Raw genomic sequence first — 17842 nt, forward strand, 5'->3', positions numbered from 1 at the left:
GGAGCGTAGGAAAGCGGCGGCCGGTCGAACATCCCCCAACCTGACAGTGCTCGACGCGTCCTTTGTGGACAGTGCCGGTCCGGCGCTATCAGGTCGGGGGATGTCCGGGCCCCCGGGCACGACCTAGCCTGCGGAAGACTCGTGCCCGCTGCGACCGAGGAAGCGCGAATGCTGACGACAGAAGAGACGATAAAAGGCCTGTTCGCCAGGTTGACCGGGGACGACAAGCACCTGGCGGCCGCGACATCCACGCTGGACGTCCTCTGGGTGCTCTACGACCGCGTGCTGAACGTGTCGCCGGAGAACATCGACGACCCCGGCCGGGACCGGTTCTACCTGTCCAAGGGCCACGGGCCGATGGCCTACTACACGATGCTCGCCGCGAAGGGCTTCATCGAACCGGAAACCCTGGACACCTGGCGGACGTTCGGCTCGCCCCTGGGCATGCACCCGGACCGCAACCTGGCGCCCGGCGTGGAGATCAGCGCCGGGTCCCTCGGCCACGGGCTCCCGCTCGGCGTCGGCACCGCTCTGGCGCTGCGCGCGCAGGGCCACCACGACGCCCGGGTGTTCGTGCTGATGGGCGACGGCGAGTTCGACGAAGGCAGCAACCACGAGACGATGGCGATCGCCGGCCGGCTCGGGCTGGACCGCCTGACCGCCGTCGTCATCGACAACAAGACGGCGAGCCTCGGCTGGCCGGGCGGGATCGCCGCCCGCTTCGCCGGCGAGGACTGGCGGGCGAGCACGGTGAACGGCCGTGACCACGACGCCCTGTACGAGGCACTCACCCGGGAGCCCGACGGGCGGCCGCAGGTCGTCGTCGCGGAGATCCTCCCGTTCGCGGAAGGGAGCGCGGCATGACCGCCCAGCTGACCAGGAAGCAGATGCGGACCGTCTGGGCCGAGACCGTCGTCGAGTCGCTCGACGCGGACCCCCGGCTGGTCGTGCTGACCGCGGACATCTCGTCGTGGTTCTTCTGGGAAGCCAAGAAGGAGCACCCGGACCGGGTGGTCAACCTCGGCATCCGGGAGCAGGCGATGATCGACATCGCCGGCGGGTTCGCGCTGGCCGGGATGCGCCCGATGGTGCACACCTACGGGCCGTTCCTGATCGAGCGGCCGTTCGAGCAGATCAAGATCGGCCTCGGCCACCAGGACGTCGGCGCGGTGCTGGTCAGCGTCGGTGCCTCCTACGACGACCCGTCGTGGGGCCGCACCCACCAGGCGCCCGGCGACGTGGCGCTGCTCGACACGCTGCCGGGCTGGACCGTGCACGTGCCGGGCCACGAGGACGAGGTCGCCCCGCTGCTGCGCCGGGCGATCGCCGGCGACGGGCGGGTCTACGTCCGGCTGTCCGAGCGCGCCAACAGCGAGGCCGTGCCGGTGTCCGACGGCTTCGCCGTGCTGCGCCGGGGCAGCCGGGGCGTCGTGCTGGCGGTCGGCCCGGTGCTGGACCAGGTGCTCGCGGCGACGGAGACGCTGGACGTGACGGTGCTGTACGCGTCGACGATCCGCCCGTTCGACCACGCCGGCCTGCGCGACGCGGTGGCCGCGGCCCGTCCGGACGTGGTGCTGGTCGAGCCGTACCTGCGCGGCACCTCGGCGTTCGAGGTGGGCGAGGCCCTCGCCGACGTCCCGCACCGGCTGCGCTCGTTCGGCACCTGGCGCGACCGCGAGGCCCGCGTCTACGGCACGGCCGAGGAGCACGACCGGCTGCTGGGCGTGGACGCCGAGAGCCTGAAGGCGTCGATCGGCGACTTCGTCAGCTGACCACACGCCGAAAGGGCCGGTCCGGACGCTCGTCCGGACCGGCCCTTTCGGCGTGCCGTATTAATAAGGTCAGGGCGCGTCCCAGACGACCGGCAGGGTGTGCACGCCGAAGGTCAGCATGTCGTTGCGCAGGGTGACCTCCTCCGGCGCCACGGCGAGCCGGAGGCCGGGCAGCCGGCGCAGCAGCTCGGGGTAGCCGATCTGCAGTTCCATCCGGGCCAGCTGCTGGCCGAGGCACTGGTGCACGCCGTGGCCGAAGGCCAGGTGCGGGCCGCGGGCCCGGGTCACGTCCAGCTCCTGCGGGTCGGCCCAGTGCTGCGCGTTCCGGTTGGTGGCCAGCACCGAGACGACCACGGTGGAGCCGGCCGGGATCTGCTCGCCGAAGAACTCCAGGTCCTCCGTGGCGAACCGGAAGAGCCCGGGGTTGATCACCGACAGGTAGCGCAGCATCTCTTCGACGGCGTCCTCGACGCGGGACGGGTCGTCGCGCAGCGCGGCGAGCTGGTCCGGGCGCTGCAGCAGCACGAAGGTGCCCAGGCCCAGCATGCTCGCCGTGGTGTCGTAGCCGGCCAGGAGCAGCAGGTTGGCGATGTTGACGAGCTCGTCGTCGGTGAGCGCGGGGTCGGCCCCGGCGTGGTGGATCAGGCCGGAGAGCAGGTCGTCGGCGGGGTTGGCGCGCTTCTCGTCGATCAGCCGCTGGATGAAGGCGCGCAGGGCCTCGAAGTTCTCCATCCCCTCCTTGACCGGCAGGTCCATCCGCAGCAGCATCTTGGCGCGTTCCTGGAACTCCCCGCGGTCGGTGTAGGGCACGCCGAGCAGCTCGCAGATCATCAGCGAGGGGACGGGGAAGGCGAAGTCGGCCATCAGGTCCGCGGTGGTGCCCTTGGCCAGCATCGCGTCCAGCTGCCCGGCGACGATCTCCTCGATCCGGGCGCCGAGCTCGCGGATCCGGCGGACGGTGAACTGCCCGGTGAGCAGCTTGCGGTACCGGGTGTGCTCGGGGGGATCCATGTTGATGAAGGACCCGGCGCGCGCCTTGTCGTTGCGCAGCCGGTCCCGGACCTCTTCGGGCAGCTCCTTGAACCGGGGGTGGTAGCTGAACCGGTCGGAGGAGAACCGCGGGTCGGACAGCACCGCGCGGGCCTCGTCGAAGCCGGACACCAGCCAGAACGGGTCGCCGCCGGCCAGCTGCGCCTTGGCGATCGGGCCCTGCCCGGCCGCGGCCACCAGGGCGGCGGGCACGGAGAAGGGGTCCTCGCGCCGGACGTACTGCTCGGGAAGGGGCGAGCGCATCGATTCGTTGCCGGACTCGGTCACCTTGGTCGTCACTGCGGCGGAACTCCATTCCCGATAGCACGCGGGCCGGACGGCGATCGACGGGAACAGGCGGCGGTCCCGCGACTGGCCTGGTCATCCCGGAGCCTAGGCACGGCACCGCGGGCCGGGCATCCCTCGGTCTGATAGGTCTGCGCGGGCGGGGGAGGCGACTATCAAGGTAAGGGTGGTCCGGCGTGGACGGCGCCGACAGCATGGGGTGGTCCGACCGGCCCAAGGCTGAATGGGGTGTCTAGTGAGCGTCGTCCTCCTCCTGAACGGTCCGAACCTGGGTGTGCTGGGCCGGCGCGAGCCGGAGATCTACGGCACCGACACGCTCGCCGACATCGAAAAGGCCGTCGCCGAAGAGGTGCGCCCCCGCGGGTGGGAGGTCGTGTCGATCCAGCGCGAGGGGGAGGGCGAGCTGGTCAGCGCGATCCACGAGCACCACGGCGCCACGGTGGGCGCCATCGTGAACCCGGGTGCGCTGATGATCGCCGGCTGGAGCCTGCGTGACGCGCTGGCGAGCTACGAGCCGCCGTGGATCGAGGTGCACCTGAGCAACGTGTGGGCGCGCGAGCAGTTCCGGCACGAATCGGTCATCGCTCCGCTGGCGAGCGGCGTGGTGGTCGGTTTGGGGGCCTTCGGGTACCGCCTGGCGGCGCAGGCGCTGCTGCATCTGGTCGCGGGCAATCCGGCTCGGTGAGCCTCCCGCGGAAGCGCGTCCCCCGGCCGGCCCACAACGCGAGGCGGGCCAATACGACATAGCGGTGGAAGATGGTTGGTTGACTACTAACCGAATACGCCCTAGGCCAGTAGGCTGATTCGATCGTCGCTAATGCCGAGAATCTTGTTGGTGCGCAAGGGTTATGGCACGTAGAGAGCATTCTGGAGGACTGTGACTGTAGTCACAGTGGTGCAAGGGAAGGCTCGTGCCGAAGCTATCGTGGGCGAAGCAAAGAAGTTAATTATTCACAAGCCAACTGGGAGGTGGCTGTGGCGCGCTCATTTTCGTCCTGCCTGCGCGCCCCTGCATGGTGATCATCCGCTGCGCCGTGAACAGTGACTTGACGCGGTGCGCATTACCCTGGCTTGTCTGGGCGGTTCTCTGCGGCCAATGCCGTCCGCGGCCGGTGGGGTGAAAATTGCGGCAGCACGGCGCGCCGCAAGATCGATTCTGCTTCGTCTATTTCTGGGGATGGCCGATGTTGGACGTATCTACCTTGCATGTGCCGAGAAATCCATTCACCGGATTCGGCGACGATCTGATGCAGCGGTCCTGCGACACCGCGGGATTCCTCCGGAAGTCTGCTTCTTCGTGGTTCGACGGGCGGCTCGACCGGGGCCTGCAGTGCGCCAAGGCGGCCGCCGCGGGCAGCCGTCAGGACGCGCCCGAGCTCTACGACCTCGCCCAGTTCTGGTACGTCGGGCTGCTCATCAAGGCCCGGGAGCTCGAGTCGGGCCGCCGGGTGCTCGACGCGGTCGAGGCGACCCGGAGCGGCTCGTCGTCGGAGCGCATGACGGCGGTGTCGCACAACGTCCGGGGCAGCCTGCTGTTCGCCATGGGCAGCGTCGACGGCGCGATGACCGAGATCAGCACGGGCCTGCGGATCGCCGAAGGGTGCGGCGACCGGTCCCTGCGGCCGCCCAGCTACGTGGTGCTGGCGCTGGGTGCGTTGCGCCGGGCCGACATGCGGGCGTGCCGGCACTTCGTGGACAAGCTGGCGGACGAGGCCCTGCTGGGGTACTTCGGGCAGGCCCCGGGCGCGTGGGTGGCGGCGCAGGCGGTCGAGGCGCGCAGCGGCGTGGAGAGCGCGGCGAGCCTGATCGCCGGCATCGTGACGAACCCGGTGGTGCTCCGGCAGCTCCTGGTCTCGGAGCCGGCGGCGGCGTCCTGGCTGGTTCGCGTCTGCGGCAAGCTCGGCGCGGACGACCTGGCGAAGCTCACGGTGGACGCGGCCACCGCGGTGGCCGCCGAGCAGCCGGAATTCAGCGTCATCCGCGGGTCCGCCCTGCACGCGGCCGGGCTGCGGGAAAAGGACGCGGCCAAATTGCGCGAAGCGGCCGAAATCCATCCCGACCGGTGGTGCGCGGCTTCCGCGCTCGAAGACCTGGCCAGCCTGCTGGCGGCCCGGTCGGCGGAACGGGACCGGACGATTCGCGTTCTCGAATCGGTATTGGACACGTACGCGGCGGTGAGCGCCACCCGCGACGCGGCGCGAGTGGTGAACAAACTCCGCGAATACGGCGTGCGGCGGCGCACGGCCCGGAACGTGGAATGCGAAGGAGTGGTGCCGCACGGGCTGACGAGCACCGAGTTCGCGGTGGCCGAACTGGTGAGCCAGGGCAACACCAACAACGAGGTCGGCCGGCAGCTGTTCATTTCCCGGCACACCGTCGCGTTCCACCTGAAGAAGGTTTTCCAGAAGATGAACATCACCTCACGAGTCGAGCTGGCGGCCGCCTGGAAGATGGTCTCCTGACGCGGGTGGTCTGTGGGTGACCGGGCGGTTGCGCCCGGTGATGAGGTTCGAAGAGGTGTCCGGCGGGAACACGGAGACGCCGGCGTCGTGCGGGCAGCGCAGCCCACGACGCCGGTGACGCGTTCGGTGCGCGCCGCTGCCCCGGTGCCGTGGCAGTGGTGGTCACCGGCGCACCCCCGGGAGACGGGTCGGCGAGGTAGCTGGTGGCTCCGGCAGCCTCTCGCCGCCGCTCCTTATTACTTGTGCGCGCGTGCCGGCAGTACTCGCGCGCGCGTCGGCCGAGGCTGTCTCGTCGTCCTCCGGCGGGCGAACTTCCCGGCGTCGCGGGCCTCCCGGCCAACCGATCCACCCACCCCACCCGACCGGAAATCCGACCCCCGACGGCGTGGCACCGGTTCCACACCGTGGCCTGCGCCATACCCCGTCCGCCCGGCAAAACCGCAGCTAGAGGCCCCAGAGTGGCGTTACCGACCAGTAGCTGGAATGATATTCGGCCGCTCACGCTCCGCTGAACCTCTTCCACGCTGCGCCAACCGGCGGGACCCCCGTGTGGCATCTTGACTGGAAGCTCCGGTGGGGTCACGCTTACTCCCGACGGTGAAGCCGGGGCCCTTGCGGGAGGGACCTCCGGGTCGCCGGGCGGAGGCATACCTGAAGACGTTGCGCAGCAGGCTGGGCCCCATCGGGAGCGCCCCCTGGACAGACCGCGACGTTCGGGCTAGACTGTCTCTTTGCGCTGCCCTCTTTCAGGCTGCCCGGAGCCGGTAGTTAGGATAGTGGGCACACGGCACCCTTGACAGTCGCTCATAGCTGTTGCTATGGCGGCCGTCACCGCTCATTGTCCCCGGAAGGACGCATCTTGGCAGTCTCTCCCGCGAACCAGGCCACTGCTGCGACCACCTCGGCTGAATCTCGCTCGGAGGCCACGGGAATCCCCGGCGCGCCCATGCGGGTTTCCTTCGCAAAGATTCGCGAACCCCTGAACACCCCCAACCTGCTCGACGTCCAGATCCAGTCGTTCCAGTGGTTCACCGGGGACGAAGCGTGGTTCCAGCGCCGTGTCGAGGAGGGTGAAGAGAACCCGGTCGGTGGCCTCGAAGAGGTCCTCAACGAGATCTCGCCGATCGAAGACTTCTCCGGTTCGATGTCCCTGTCCTTCTCCGCCCCGCGCTTCGACGAGGTCAAGGCCTCGATCGAGGAGTGCAAGGACAAGGACATGACGTACGCCGCCCCGCTGTTCGTCACGGCGGAGTTCGTCAACAACAACACGGGCGAGATCAAGAGCCAGACGGTCTTCCTGGGCGACTTCCCGGTGATGACCGACAAGGGCACCTTCGTCATCAACGGCACCGAGCGTGTCGTGGTGTCCCAGCTGGTCCGCTCGCCGGGCGTCTACTACTCCAAGGACATCGACAAGACCTCCGACAAGGACGTCTTCAGCGTCCGGGTCATCCCGAGCCGGGGTGCCTGGCTGGAGTTCGACGTCGACAAGCGCGACACCGTCGGCGTCCGCATCGACCGCAAGCGCCGCCAGCCCGTCACCGTGCTGCTGAAGGCGCTCGGCTGGACCACCGAGGCGATCCGCGAGCGCTTCTCCTTCTCGGAGACGCTGCTGGCCACCCTCGAGAAGGACCACACCGCCGGCACCGACGAGGCCCTGCTCGACATCTACCGCAAGCTGCGCCCGGGCGAGCCGCCCACGAAGGAGAGCGCGCAGACCCTGCTGGAGAACCTGTTCTTCAAGGCGAAGCGCTACGACCTGGCCAAGGTCGGCCGGTACAAGGTCAACAAGAAGCTGGGCCTGTCGACGCCGATCGACAACGGGACGCTGACCGAAGAGGACATCGTCACGATCATCGAGTACCTGGTCCGGCTGCACGCCGGCGAGGACAAGATGGACGCGGCGAACGGCACCGAGATCCCGGTCGAGACCGACGACATCGACCACTTCGGCAACCGCCGCATCCGCACCGTCGGCGAGCTGATCCAGAACCAGATCCGGGTCGGCCTGTCGCGCACCGAGCGCGTCGTCCGCGAGCGCATGACGACGCAGGACGTCGAAGCGATCACCCCGCAGACCCTGATCAACATCCGCCCGATCGGCGCGGCGATCAAGGAGTTCTTCGGCACCTCGCAGCTGTCGCAGTTCATGCAGCAGACGAACCCGATCGACGGCCTGACCCACAAGCGCCGCCTCAACGCGCTGGGCCCGGGTGGTCTGTCGCGTGAGCGCGCCGGCATGGAGGTCCGGGACGTCCACCCGTCGCACTACGGCCGGATGTGCCCGATCGAGACGCCGGAAGGCCCGAACATCGGCCTGATCGGCTCGCTCTGCTCCTACGCGCGGGTCAACCCGTTCGGCTTCATCGAGACGCCGTACCGCAAGGTCGTCGAGGGCCAGGTCACCGACCAGATCGACTACCTGACCGCGGACGAGGAGGACCGGTTCGTCAAGGCGCAGGCCAACGCGCCGATCTCGGACGACGGCACCTTCGTCGAAGACCGGGTCATGGCCCGCCGCAAGGGCGGCGAGGTCGAGCTGATCGACCCGCTCGACATCGACTACATGGACGTGTCGCCGCGGCAGATGGTCTCGATCGCGACGGCGATGATCCCGTTCCTCGAGCACGACGACGCGAACCGCGCGCTGATGGGCGCGAACATGCAGCGTCAGGCCGTGCCGCTGCTCCGCAGCCAGGCGCCGTACGTCGGCACCGGCGTGGAGCTGCGCGCCGCGATCGACTCCGGCGACATGCTGGTCGCCGAGCAGTCGGGCGTGGTCGAGGAGCTCTCGGCCGACCTGATCACGGTCATGCACGACGACGGCACGCGGAAGGCCTACAGCCTCTACAAGTTCCGCCGCTCGAACCACGGCACCTGCTTCAACCACCGCCCGATCGTCAACGAGGGCGACCGGGTGGAAGCCGGCCAGGTCATCGCCGACGGCCCGTCCACCGAAAACGGTGAGGTGGCGCTGGGCAAGAACCTGCTGGTCGCGGTCATGCCGTGGGAAGGCCACAACTACGAGGACGCGATCATCCTCTCCGAGCGCCTGGTGCAGGACGACGTGCTGACGTCGATCCACATCGAGGAGCACGAGATCGACGCCCGCGACACGAAGCTGGGCGCCGAGGAGATCACCCGGGACATCCCGAACGTCTCCGAAGAGGTCCTGGCCGACCTGGACGAACGAGGCATCATCCGGATCGGTGCCGAGGTCCGCGACGGCGACATCCTGGTCGGCAAGGTCACGCCGAAGGGCGAGACCGAGCTGACCCCGGAGGAGCGCCTGCTCCGCGCGATCTTCGGCGAGAAGGCCCGCGAAGTCCGCGACACCTCGCTGAAGGTGCCGCACGGCGAGACCGGCAAGGTCATCGGCATCCGCGTGTTCTCGCGCGAGGACGACGACGAGCTGCCCCCGGGCGTCAACGAGCTGGTCCGCGTCTACGTGGCCCAGAAGCGCAAGATCCAGCCGGGCGACAAGCTCGCCGGCCGGCACGGGAACAAGGGTGTCATCGGCAAGATCCTGCCGGTCGAGGACATGCCGTTCATGGAGGACGGCACCCCGGTCGACATCATCCTGAACACCCACGGTGTCCCGCGACGGATGAACATCGGCCAGATCCTCGAGCTGCACCTGGGCTGGCTGGCGTCGCAGGGCTGGACGATCGAGGGCGACCCGGACTGGGCGAAGAACCTTTCGCCCGAGCTCCGCGACGTCGCGCCCGGCACGAACACCGCCACCCCGGTGTTCGACGGCGCGAAGGAAGAGGAGCTCACCGGCCTGCTCAGCGCGACCAAGCCGAACCGCGACGGCGAGCGGATGGTCAAGGAGAACGGGAAGGCCAACCTGTTCGACGGCCGCTCCGGCGAGCCGTACCCGTACCCGGTCGCGGTCGGCTACATGTACATCCTGAAGCTGCACCACCTGGTCGACGACAAGATCCACGCCCGCTCCACCGGTCCGTACTCGATGATCACGCAGCAGCCGCTGGGTGGTAAGGCGCAGTTCGGTGGCCAGCGCTTCGGTGAGATGGAGTGCTGGGCGATGCAGGCGTACGGCGCCGCCTACACGCTGCAGGAGCTGCTGACGATCAAGTCGGACGACGTGGTCGGCCGCGTCAAGGTGTACGAGGCCATCGTCAAGGGCGAGAACATCCCCGAGCCGGGCATCCCGGAGTCGTTCAAGGTGCTCCTCAAGGAGCTCCAGTCGCTGTGCCTCAACGTCGAGGTGCTCTCCAGCGACGGCGCGGCGATCGAGATGCGCGACTCCGACGACGAGGACCTCGAGCGCGCCGCGGCCAACCTCGGCATCAACCTGTCCCGCAACGAGTCGCCCTCGGTGGACGACGTCGTGCACTGATCGCGTGCTGAGCCGGGGGCCGGCCTCCCGCAGGCCCCCGGCTCGCCCGCCAACCCCTCTAGCCGAAACAACCCCAAGGGGATCTAGACGTGCTGGACGTCAACTTCTTCGATGAGCTCCGCATTGGTCTCGCCACGGCCGACGACATCCGTCAGTGGTCGTACGGCGAGGTCAAGAAGCCGGAGACCATCAACTACCGGACGCTCAAGCCCGAGAAGGACGGCCTCTTCTGCGAGAAGATCTTCGGCCCGACCCGGGACTGGGAGTGCTACTGCGGCAAGTACAAGCGCGTCCGCTTCAAGGGCATCATCTGTGAGCGCTGCGGCGTCGAGGTGACCCGCGCCAAGGTGCGCCGCGAGCGGATGGGCCACATCGAGCTGGCCGCCCCGGTCACCCACATCTGGTACTTCAAGGGTGTTCCCTCGCGCCTCGGCTACCTGCTGGACCTGGCGCCGAAGGACCTCGAGAAGATCATCTACTTCGCGGCTTACGTCATCACCGGCGTGAACACGGAGCTGCGCCACAACGACCTGCCGACCCTCGAGAACGAGATCGGCGTCGAGCGCAAGAACCTCGAGACCAAGCGTGACGCGGACATCGAGGCGCGGGCGCAGAAGCTCGAAGCCGACCTGGCCGCGCTGGAGGCGGAGGGCGCCAAGTCCGACGTCCGCCGCAAGGTCAAGGAGGGCGGCGAGCGCGAGATGCGCCAGCTGCGCGACCGCGCCGGCCGCGAGCTGGACCGCCTCGAGGAGGTCTGGACGACCTTCACGAAGCTCGACACCCGCCAGCTGATCGCCGACGAGCTGCTCTACCGCGAGCTCGTCGACCGCTACGGCGAGTACTTCACCGGCGGCATGGGCGCGGAGGCCATCCAGAAGCTGGCCACCGAGTTCGACGTCTCCGCCGAGGCCGACAACCTGCGCGACACCATCCGCAACGGCAAGGGGCAGAAGAAGCTCCGCGCGCTGAAGCGGCTCAAGGTCGTCGCGGCCTTCCAGGCCACCGGCAACGACCCGCGCGGCATGGTGCTCGACGCCGTCCCGGTGATCCCGCCGGACCTGCGCCCGATGGTGCAGCTGGACGGTGGCCGCTTCGCGACGTCGGACCTGAACGACCTGTACCGCCGCGTGATCAACCGGAACAACCGCCTCAAGCGGCTGATCGACCTCGGCGCGCCCGAGATCATCGTCAACAACGAGAAGCGGATGCTGCAGGAGGCCGTCGACGCGCTGTTCGACAACGGCCGCCGCGGGCGTCCGGTCACCGGCCCGGGCAACCGGCCGCTGAAGTCGCTGTCCGACCTCCTCAAGGGCAAGCAGGGCCGGTTCCGCCAGAACCTGCTCGGCAAGCGCGTCGACTACTCGGGCCGTTCGGTCATCATCGTCGGCCCGCAGCTGAAGCTGCACCAGTGCGGCCTGCCGAAGGACATGGCGCTCGAGCTGTTCAAGCCGTTCGTCATGAAGCGGCTGGTCGACCTGAACCACGCGCAGAACATCAAGTCCGCCAAGCGGATGGTGGAGCGCTCGCGGCCGCAGGTGTGGGACGTGCTGGAAGAGGTCATCACCGGCCACCCGGTGATGCTGAACCGCGCGCCGACCCTGCACCGCCTCGGCATCCAGGCCTTCGAGCCGCAGCTGGTCGAGGGCAAGGCCATCCAGCTGCACCCGCTGGTCTGCGAGGCGTTCAACGCGGACTTCGACGGTGACCAGATGGCGGTGCACCTGCCGCTGTCGGCCGAGGCGCAGGCCGAGGCCCGGATCCTGATGCTGTCGGCGAACAACATCCTGTCGCCGGCGTCGGGCCGTCCGCTCGCCATGCCGCGGCTGGACATGGTGACGGGTCTGTTCCACCTGACCCGCCTCACCGACACGGCCGAGGGCGCGGGCAACGCGTACTCGTCCACGGCCGAGGCCATCATGGCCTTCGACCGCAAGGCCCTGAGCCTGCACGCCCCGGTCAAGATCCGCATCACCGACCGGCAGCCGGCCAAGGCCGACGAGCCGGCGCTGGCGGAGAAGGGCTGGGAGCCGGGCAAGGCGTGGCTGGCCGAGACGACCCTGGGCCGCGTGCTGTTCAACGAGCTGCTGCCGGCGGACTACCCGTTCATCAACGAGCCGATGCCGAAGAAGCGGCAGGCCGCGATCGTGAACGACCTCGCCGAGCGGTACTCGATGACCCAGGTCGCGCAGACCCTGGACCGCCTGAAGGACGCCGGCTTCTACTGGGCGACCCGCTCGGGCGTCACCGTCGCCATCTCGGACGTGCTCACCCCGGTGGGCAAGAAGGCCATCCTCGACGAGTACGAGGGCAAGGCCTCCCAGGTGGAGAAGCGCTACCAGCGCGGTCAGCTGTCGCACGCCGAGCGCAACAACGAGCTCGTCAAGGTGTGGACGCAGGCCACCGAAGAGGTCCACAAGATCATGGAGACGGCGCTGCCGGACGACAACCCGATCGCCATGATCGTGAAGTCGGGCGCCGCCGGTAACATGACGCAGGTCCGGTCCCTGGCCGGTATGCGTGGCCTGGTGTCGAACCCGAAGGGTGAGTACATCCCGCGTCCGATCAAGGCCAACTTCCGTGAGGGCCTGTCGGTGGCGGAGTACTTCATCGCGACGCACGGTGCCCGGAAGGGCCTGGCGGACACGGCGCTCCGGACCGCCGACTCGGGTTACCTGACCCGGCGTCTGGTGGACGTCTCGCAGGACGTCATCGTCCGCGAGACCGACTGCGGCACCACCCGCGGCATCATGATGCCGATCGGCGAGGACATCGGCGACGGCAAGGTCCTGCGCGACCAGCACGTCGAGACCTCCGTGTACGCGCGGAACCTCGCGACGGACGCGGTGGACGCCAAGGGCAACGTCGTGCTGAACGCCGGCGACGACATCGGCGACCCGGCCATCGACAAGCTGCTCTCCAGCGGCATCTCGAAGGTCAAGGTCCGCTCGGTGCTGACGTGTGAGTCGGTCGTCGGTATCTGCGCGACCTGCTACGGCCGCTCGATGGCGACCGGTCTGCTCGTCGACGTCGGCGAGGCCGTGGGTATCGTCGCGGCCCAGTCGATCGGTGAGCCGGGTACGCAGCTGACGATGCGTACGTTCCACCAGGGTGGTGTCGCCGGTGACGACATCACGACCGGTCTGCCCCGTGTCCAGGAGCTCTTCGAGGCTCGGGTGCCGAAGGGCAAGGCGCCGATCGCCGACGTCGATGGCCGCGTGCGCATCGAGGAGAGCGAGCGGTTCTGGAAGATCACGCTGATCCCGGACGACGGCGGCGAAGAGATCGTCTTCGACAAGCTGTCCAAGCGTCAGCGGCTCGCGAACACCCCGAACGGCCCGCTGGGCGACGGTGACCACGTCAACGTCGGTCAGCAGCTGCTCGAGGGCACGCCGGACCCGCACGAGGTCCTGCGGGTCATGGGGCCGCGCGAGGCGCAGATCCACCTGGTGGACGAGGTCCAGAAGGTGTACCGCGCCCAGGGTGTGTCGATCCACGACAAGCACATCGAGGTCATCGTCCGGCAGATGCTGCGCCGGGTGACGATCATCGACTCCGGGGCCACGGACTTCCTGCCGGGCGAGCTGCCCGAGCGGACCAAGTTCGAGGCGACGAACCGGGCCGCGGTCGCCGAAGGCGGCGAGCCGGCTTCGGGCCGTCCGGTGCTGATGGGGATCACGAAGGCGTCGCTCACCACGGACTCGTGGCTGTCGGCGGCGTCGTTCCAGGAGACCACGCGCGTCCTGACCGACGCGGCCATCAACGGCCGCTCGGACAAGCTCGTGGGCCTCAAGGAGAACGTGATCATCGGTAAGCTGATCCCGGCCGGTACGGGCATCAACCGGTACCGCAACATCCAGGTGCAGCCGACCGAGGAGGCCCGGGTCGCGGCGTACGCGATCCCGTCCTACGACGACGGTTACTACACCCCGGACGTGTTCGGTACGGGTACCGGTGCCGCGGTCCCGCTGGACGACTACGACTTCGGCCGCGACTTCCGCTGAAGCTGAGTTCACGAGAAAGGCCCTCGCCGGGTTTTCCGGTGGGGGCCTTTCCCGTTTTCGCAACCGGGTATTCACCCCGCCCGGATTTCGCTACAGTTACCCGGTTCACGCGGTTCGGGGGCTTTGCGCGTATCAACGGGTAATCAGGGGTGACTGTTCGTGAACAAATTAGCAAGAGCGCGCTGGTTCGCCACGCTCGCGGCCGCGGCCGTGCTGACCGGCGGGTTCGCCGGCCCGGCGGCCGCGGACCCGGCGCCGGAATCCACGGCGCCGTCCACGGCGCCGTCCGCATCGGAGGCCCCGGCGAGTTCGGAGGCACCGGCGCCCGCGCCGAGTTCCACCCCGCCGGAAAGCAAACCCGCGGCCGTCCAGCCGCGGGCCGAGCGGGCCCAGGTCGCGGTTTCGCTCGTGTTCGACAAGGACTCCTACCGGACCGACGAGGACATCCACTTCACCGTCAAGCTGACGAACACCGGCGAGACGACGGCGGCCGGCCTGACGATGTACCAGATGGTGATCGACTCGACCGACGTGCAGGTCCTCTACGGCGGCTGGGGGCAGCTCCAGAACAAGCCGGGCGTGACCCTCGAACCCGGGCAGTCGTTCGAGGTGGCGGTTTCCGCGCAGGTCCGGGACCTCGAAGCGACCACCGCGGCCGTGCGCGGCGTCGTGTTCGACGGGAACGGGAACAGTGCCGGGCCGCAGTTCGGGTTCAGCGTTCCGGTGACCAAGGCGGCCGGGCACGCGGCCGGCACGGTGTACGGCGACAAGAACGGCAACGGCGTCCTCGATGCCGGTGAGCAGCTGGCCGGCGCCAAGGTCACGCTGCGGTACGTCCACGGCACGGCTACCTACTCCGTGACGACCGGCGCCGACGGCAAGTTCGCCCTCGACGTCCCGGCCGCGGAGTACTACGTCGGCGGCGAGGTGGTCGACGGCTGGCTGTTCCCGTGGCGGACCGTCCGGATCGGCTCGGACACCGACCTGCTCTTCCGCGGGGCACCCCCGTTGAACGGCGCCCTGAAGGCGAAGATGGCCTTCACCCAGGACACCTACGCGGTCGGCGACCTCGCGCACGTGACGGTGACGCTGTCCAACTCCGGCCCGGTCCCGCTCACCGGCATCGTGGCCGAATGCAACCGCGTCGGCAGCGACTACGTGTTGAGCGGCCGCGGCCCCGGGTGGGGCGATCTCGCCGCGGACGGCGTGCGGATCGAGCCGGGGCAGACCCGCACGTTCGACGTGTCCGAAACGGTGCCGAAGGCCGCCTTCAACCGCGGCTACGTCCTCGCGGCGTGTGACTTCGGCTATCCCGAGGTCGATATCGAGCACCACGCGGAGGCCGAGGACCGGGCGGCCGTGCCGGGGGACAAGGGAACCGTCGTGGGCGACGTGAAGCAGGGGCAGCAGGGCGTCGCCGGGGTCAAGGTCGTCCTGGCGTCCGACCAGCACTGCCCGGTCACCGCCGAGCAGACGAGCGACGCGAACGGGCACTTCGAGTTCCACGACGTGGTGCCCGGGCCCGAGTACCGGCTGTACGTCCTGCCGCCGAAGGGCTTGAAGGTCAAGTACGAGAACCCGACCAGCATCGACGTGTGGGGTTCGGGGGAGTCCCGCGTCGGGATCGACGTGGAGCAGGGCGACGCACCGCTGCCGGCGGTGCCCACCAACCCCGCGGACTGCACGGCCGGCGCCCCGACGTCCACGACCGGCCCGGCCGCCCCGGCCGGCGGTGCCGGCGGCGGCCAGAGCGGTGGCTCCGGTCTGGCCAGCACCGGCGTCGACGCGATCGGCCTCGGCGCGCTCGCGCTGCTGGCCCTCGCGCTCGGCGGCGGCCTGGTGTTCGGCGCCCGGCGCCGTCGCGCGGCCTGACCTCCCGGAGCGAAGCGCCCCCGGTCCACAGTGGACCGGGGGCGCTTTTCGTTCGGTGCAGGCTCTTCAGGAGGGTTGCCTCGGCACTTCGAACCCGCCCCCGGGATCCCTGGAGTGGCCGGTCATGGGGAGTTCGACGGTGACCGGCCGGGCCCGGTCCACGGGGGTGTTGTTCGCCGGTGTCGCGTTGCTCAACACGGCCACGGTCGGCCTGGGCACCGCGGCCACGCTGATCGTCGCGGCCGGCAGCGGTGCGGTCTGGAGCGGGCTGCCGAGCGTCGCGAACGTGTTCGGCACCGCCGCCGGCGCGCTCGGCGCCGGCACGCTGCTGCCGGTCCACGGCAGCCGCCGGGTGCTGGGCGTCGGCTACGGCGTCTCCGCGGCCGGGGCGCTGGTGGCGTTCGCGGGCGCGCTGGCGACGTCGGTCGTGGCGCTGCTGCTCGGCATCCTGCTGGTCGGCCTGGGCAACGGCGGCGCGCAGCTCTCGCGGTACCTGGCCGCGGACCTGTACCCGGCGGACCGCCGGGGCCGCGCCCTTTCGACCGTCGTCTGGGGCGGGACCATCGGCGCCCTCGCCGGACCCGCCCTGATGGCTCCGGCGGCCGGCGCCGCGGCCGGCTTCGGCTGGCCGTCGCTGTCGGGCCCGGCCGCCGTCGCGGTCGTGGCCACGGCGGGTGCGGTGCTGGCGGCGGTGTTCCTCCCGCGGCACGTACCTGCACCGCGGGCCCCGGCCACCCGCGGTCCGGTGCGACCGGCCGGTGTCGTGCGGCCGTTGACCGCGATGGTCACCGCGCAGCTCACGATGGGCGCGGTGATGACGATGACGCCGTTGCAGCTGCAGGCGCACGGGCACGGCCTCGGCGTCGTCGGCTGGGTGCTGGGCGCGCACCTGTTCGGGATGTTCGCGCTGGCGCCGGTGTCCGGCCGGATCGCCGACCGCTGGGGCCCGCGCGTCACGATCAACGCGGGTCTCGGCGTGCTCGCGCTGGCGTCGGCGACCGCCCTCGCGGCACCGACGGCGCACACGTCCGGCCTGCCGATCGCGCTGTTACTCCTGGGCTAAGGCTGGAACCTGGTGTTCGTCGGCGGCAGCGCGCAGCTCAGCCGGGACCTCGCGCCGGAGACGCGCAGCCGGGTGCAGGGCACCGTCGACGCGGTCGTCTGGTCGGCGTCCGCGCTGGCCGGGCTGGGCTCCGGCGCGCTGTTCGCCGGCGGCGGGTACGCCCTGGTGGCGGTGGTCGGCGGCGTGCTGGCCCTGCTCCCGCTGGGGTTCTCCGTCGCCCGTGACGGCCGGTAGCCGGGCCGTTGTCGGCAAATCTCTCGTCACCGGGCCCGCGGCCGCCCGGCGAGAATGGGCCGTGGCTGACTCTGTGCCCTTCACGGACAACTTCTCGGACCTCTCGAACACGCAGGGGTACCAGTTCGAGTTCCGCTGCGAACGCTGCGGAAACGGCTTCCGCTCCGCCTTCCAGCGCGACAACGTCGAGACCGGGCGAAGCGTGCTCCGCGCCGTGGGCTCGTTCTTCGGCGGAACCCTGCGAGACCTGAGCAACTCGGCCGACCAGTGGCGCTACGACCGCGCGACGAACTCCCCGGCCAAGGACCGCGCGCTCGCGGCGGCGGTCCAGGAGATCACCCCGAGCTTCCGCCAGTGCCGCGGCTGCGGCGACTGGATGTGCCAGTCCCAGTGCTGGAACGAGGAGATCGGCCAGTGCCTGCGCTGCTCGCCGAGCGTCGCGGAGGAGATCTCGCGCGCCCAGGCATCGGCCCAGCGCGACCAGATCTGGGACAAGGCCCGCGAAAAGGACTGGACAACGGGCCTCGACATCGACACCCGCGCAAAGGTGTCCTGCCCGGGCTGCGGCCTGAAGGCCGAGGGCGGCAAGTTCTGTTCGTCGTGCGGCACGTCGCTGGCCCTGAAGGTCACCTGCGGCGGCTGCGGCAGCGAGACGAACAAGCCGGGCGCGCTGTTCTGCTCGGACTGCGGCGGCAAACTCTGACTCCGAGCTCCCGGCTGAGACCGCTCGGCGAAACCGC

The 17842-nt window shown here is 69.7% G+C and carries 11 protein-coding genes; 10 read left to right on the forward strand and 1 reads right to left on the reverse strand.

Going from position 1 to position 17842, the window contains the following annotated elements; genetic code table 11:
* Positions 1 to 168 precede the first annotated feature (168 nt).
* A complete protein-coding gene (locus ABZW17_RS03745; protein ID WP_354809339.1) occupies positions 169 to 864 on the forward strand; it encodes a thiamine pyrophosphate-dependent enzyme in 696 nt (231 codons plus the stop codon).
* Positions 861 to 1772: a transketolase gene (locus tag ABZW17_RS03750; protein WP_354809341.1), complete on the forward strand. Its 912-nt coding sequence runs from the start codon at positions 861 to 863 to the stop codon at positions 1770 to 1772. Before ABZW17_RS03745 ends, ABZW17_RS03750 begins: the two co-directional genes overlap by 4 nt.
* A 69-nt stretch (positions 1773 to 1841) precedes the next feature.
* Here the strand turns inward: ABZW17_RS03750 and ABZW17_RS03755 are convergent, their stop codons facing one another.
* A complete protein-coding gene (locus ABZW17_RS03755) occupies positions 1842 to 3101 on the reverse strand; it encodes a cytochrome P450 (protein WP_354809343.1) in 1260 nt (419 codons plus the stop codon).
* Positions 3102 to 3342: 241 nt separating this feature from the next.
* Between ABZW17_RS03755 and ABZW17_RS03760 the strand changes: the two genes are divergently transcribed.
* The 8 genes from ABZW17_RS03760 to ABZW17_RS03795 all read left to right on the forward strand — a co-directional run bounded on the left by ABZW17_RS03760 (position 3343) and on the right by ABZW17_RS03795 (position 17805).
* Positions 3343 to 3792 (forward strand): type II 3-dehydroquinate dehydratase, encoded by a 450-nt coding sequence (locus ABZW17_RS03760; protein WP_354809345.1) that lies wholly within the window; start codon positions 3343 to 3345, stop codon positions 3790 to 3792.
* A 562-nt stretch (positions 3793 to 4354) separates the two neighbouring features.
* Complete coding sequence (locus tag ABZW17_RS03765) at positions 4355 to 5569, forward strand: LuxR C-terminal-related transcriptional regulator (protein ID WP_354809347.1); 1215 nt, start codon at positions 4355 to 4357, stop codon at positions 5567 to 5569.
* Positions 5570 to 6428: 859 nt separating this feature from the next.
* Positions 6429 to 9932 (forward strand): DNA-directed RNA polymerase subunit beta, encoded by a 3504-nt coding sequence (locus tag ABZW17_RS03770; RefSeq protein WP_354809349.1) that lies wholly within the window; start codon positions 6429 to 6431, stop codon positions 9930 to 9932.
* Between the two features lie 89 nt (positions 9933 to 10021).
* Entirely contained in the window at positions 10022 to 13933 is a 3912-nt protein-coding gene (locus tag ABZW17_RS03775; RefSeq protein ID WP_354809351.1) for a DNA-directed RNA polymerase subunit beta', read from the forward strand.
* 159 nt (positions 13934 to 14092) lie between these two features.
* Positions 14093 to 15805 carry a hypothetical protein gene (locus tag ABZW17_RS03780; RefSeq protein ID WP_354809353.1) on the forward strand — a complete coding sequence of 571 codons (1713 nt, stop codon included), beginning with the start codon at positions 14093 to 14095 and terminating at the stop codon, positions 15803 to 15805.
* Positions 15806 to 15929: 124 nt separating this feature from the next.
* On the forward strand, positions 15930 to 16868 hold the full coding sequence (locus ABZW17_RS03785; protein WP_354809355.1) for an MFS transporter: 939 nt from the start codon (positions 15930 to 15932) through the stop codon (positions 16866 to 16868).
* 12 nt (positions 16869 to 16880) lie between these two features.
* The gene (locus ABZW17_RS03790; RefSeq protein ID WP_354809357.1) at positions 16881 to 17102 is read left to right on the forward strand and encodes a hypothetical protein; all 222 of its coding nucleotides are present in this window, start codon (positions 16881 to 16883) and stop codon (positions 17100 to 17102) included.
* Positions 17103 to 17163: 61 nt separating this feature from the next.
* On the forward strand, positions 17164 to 17805 hold the full coding sequence (locus ABZW17_RS03795; protein ID WP_354809359.1) for a zinc ribbon domain-containing protein: 642 nt from the start codon (positions 17164 to 17166) through the stop codon (positions 17803 to 17805).
* The last annotated feature ends 37 nt before the right edge of the window (positions 17806 to 17842 follow it).

The sequence above is a fragment of the Amycolatopsis sp. NPDC004625 genome (assembly GCF_040609695.1).
Classification (GTDB): Bacteria; Actinomycetota; Actinomycetes; order Mycobacteriales; family Pseudonocardiaceae; genus Amycolatopsis.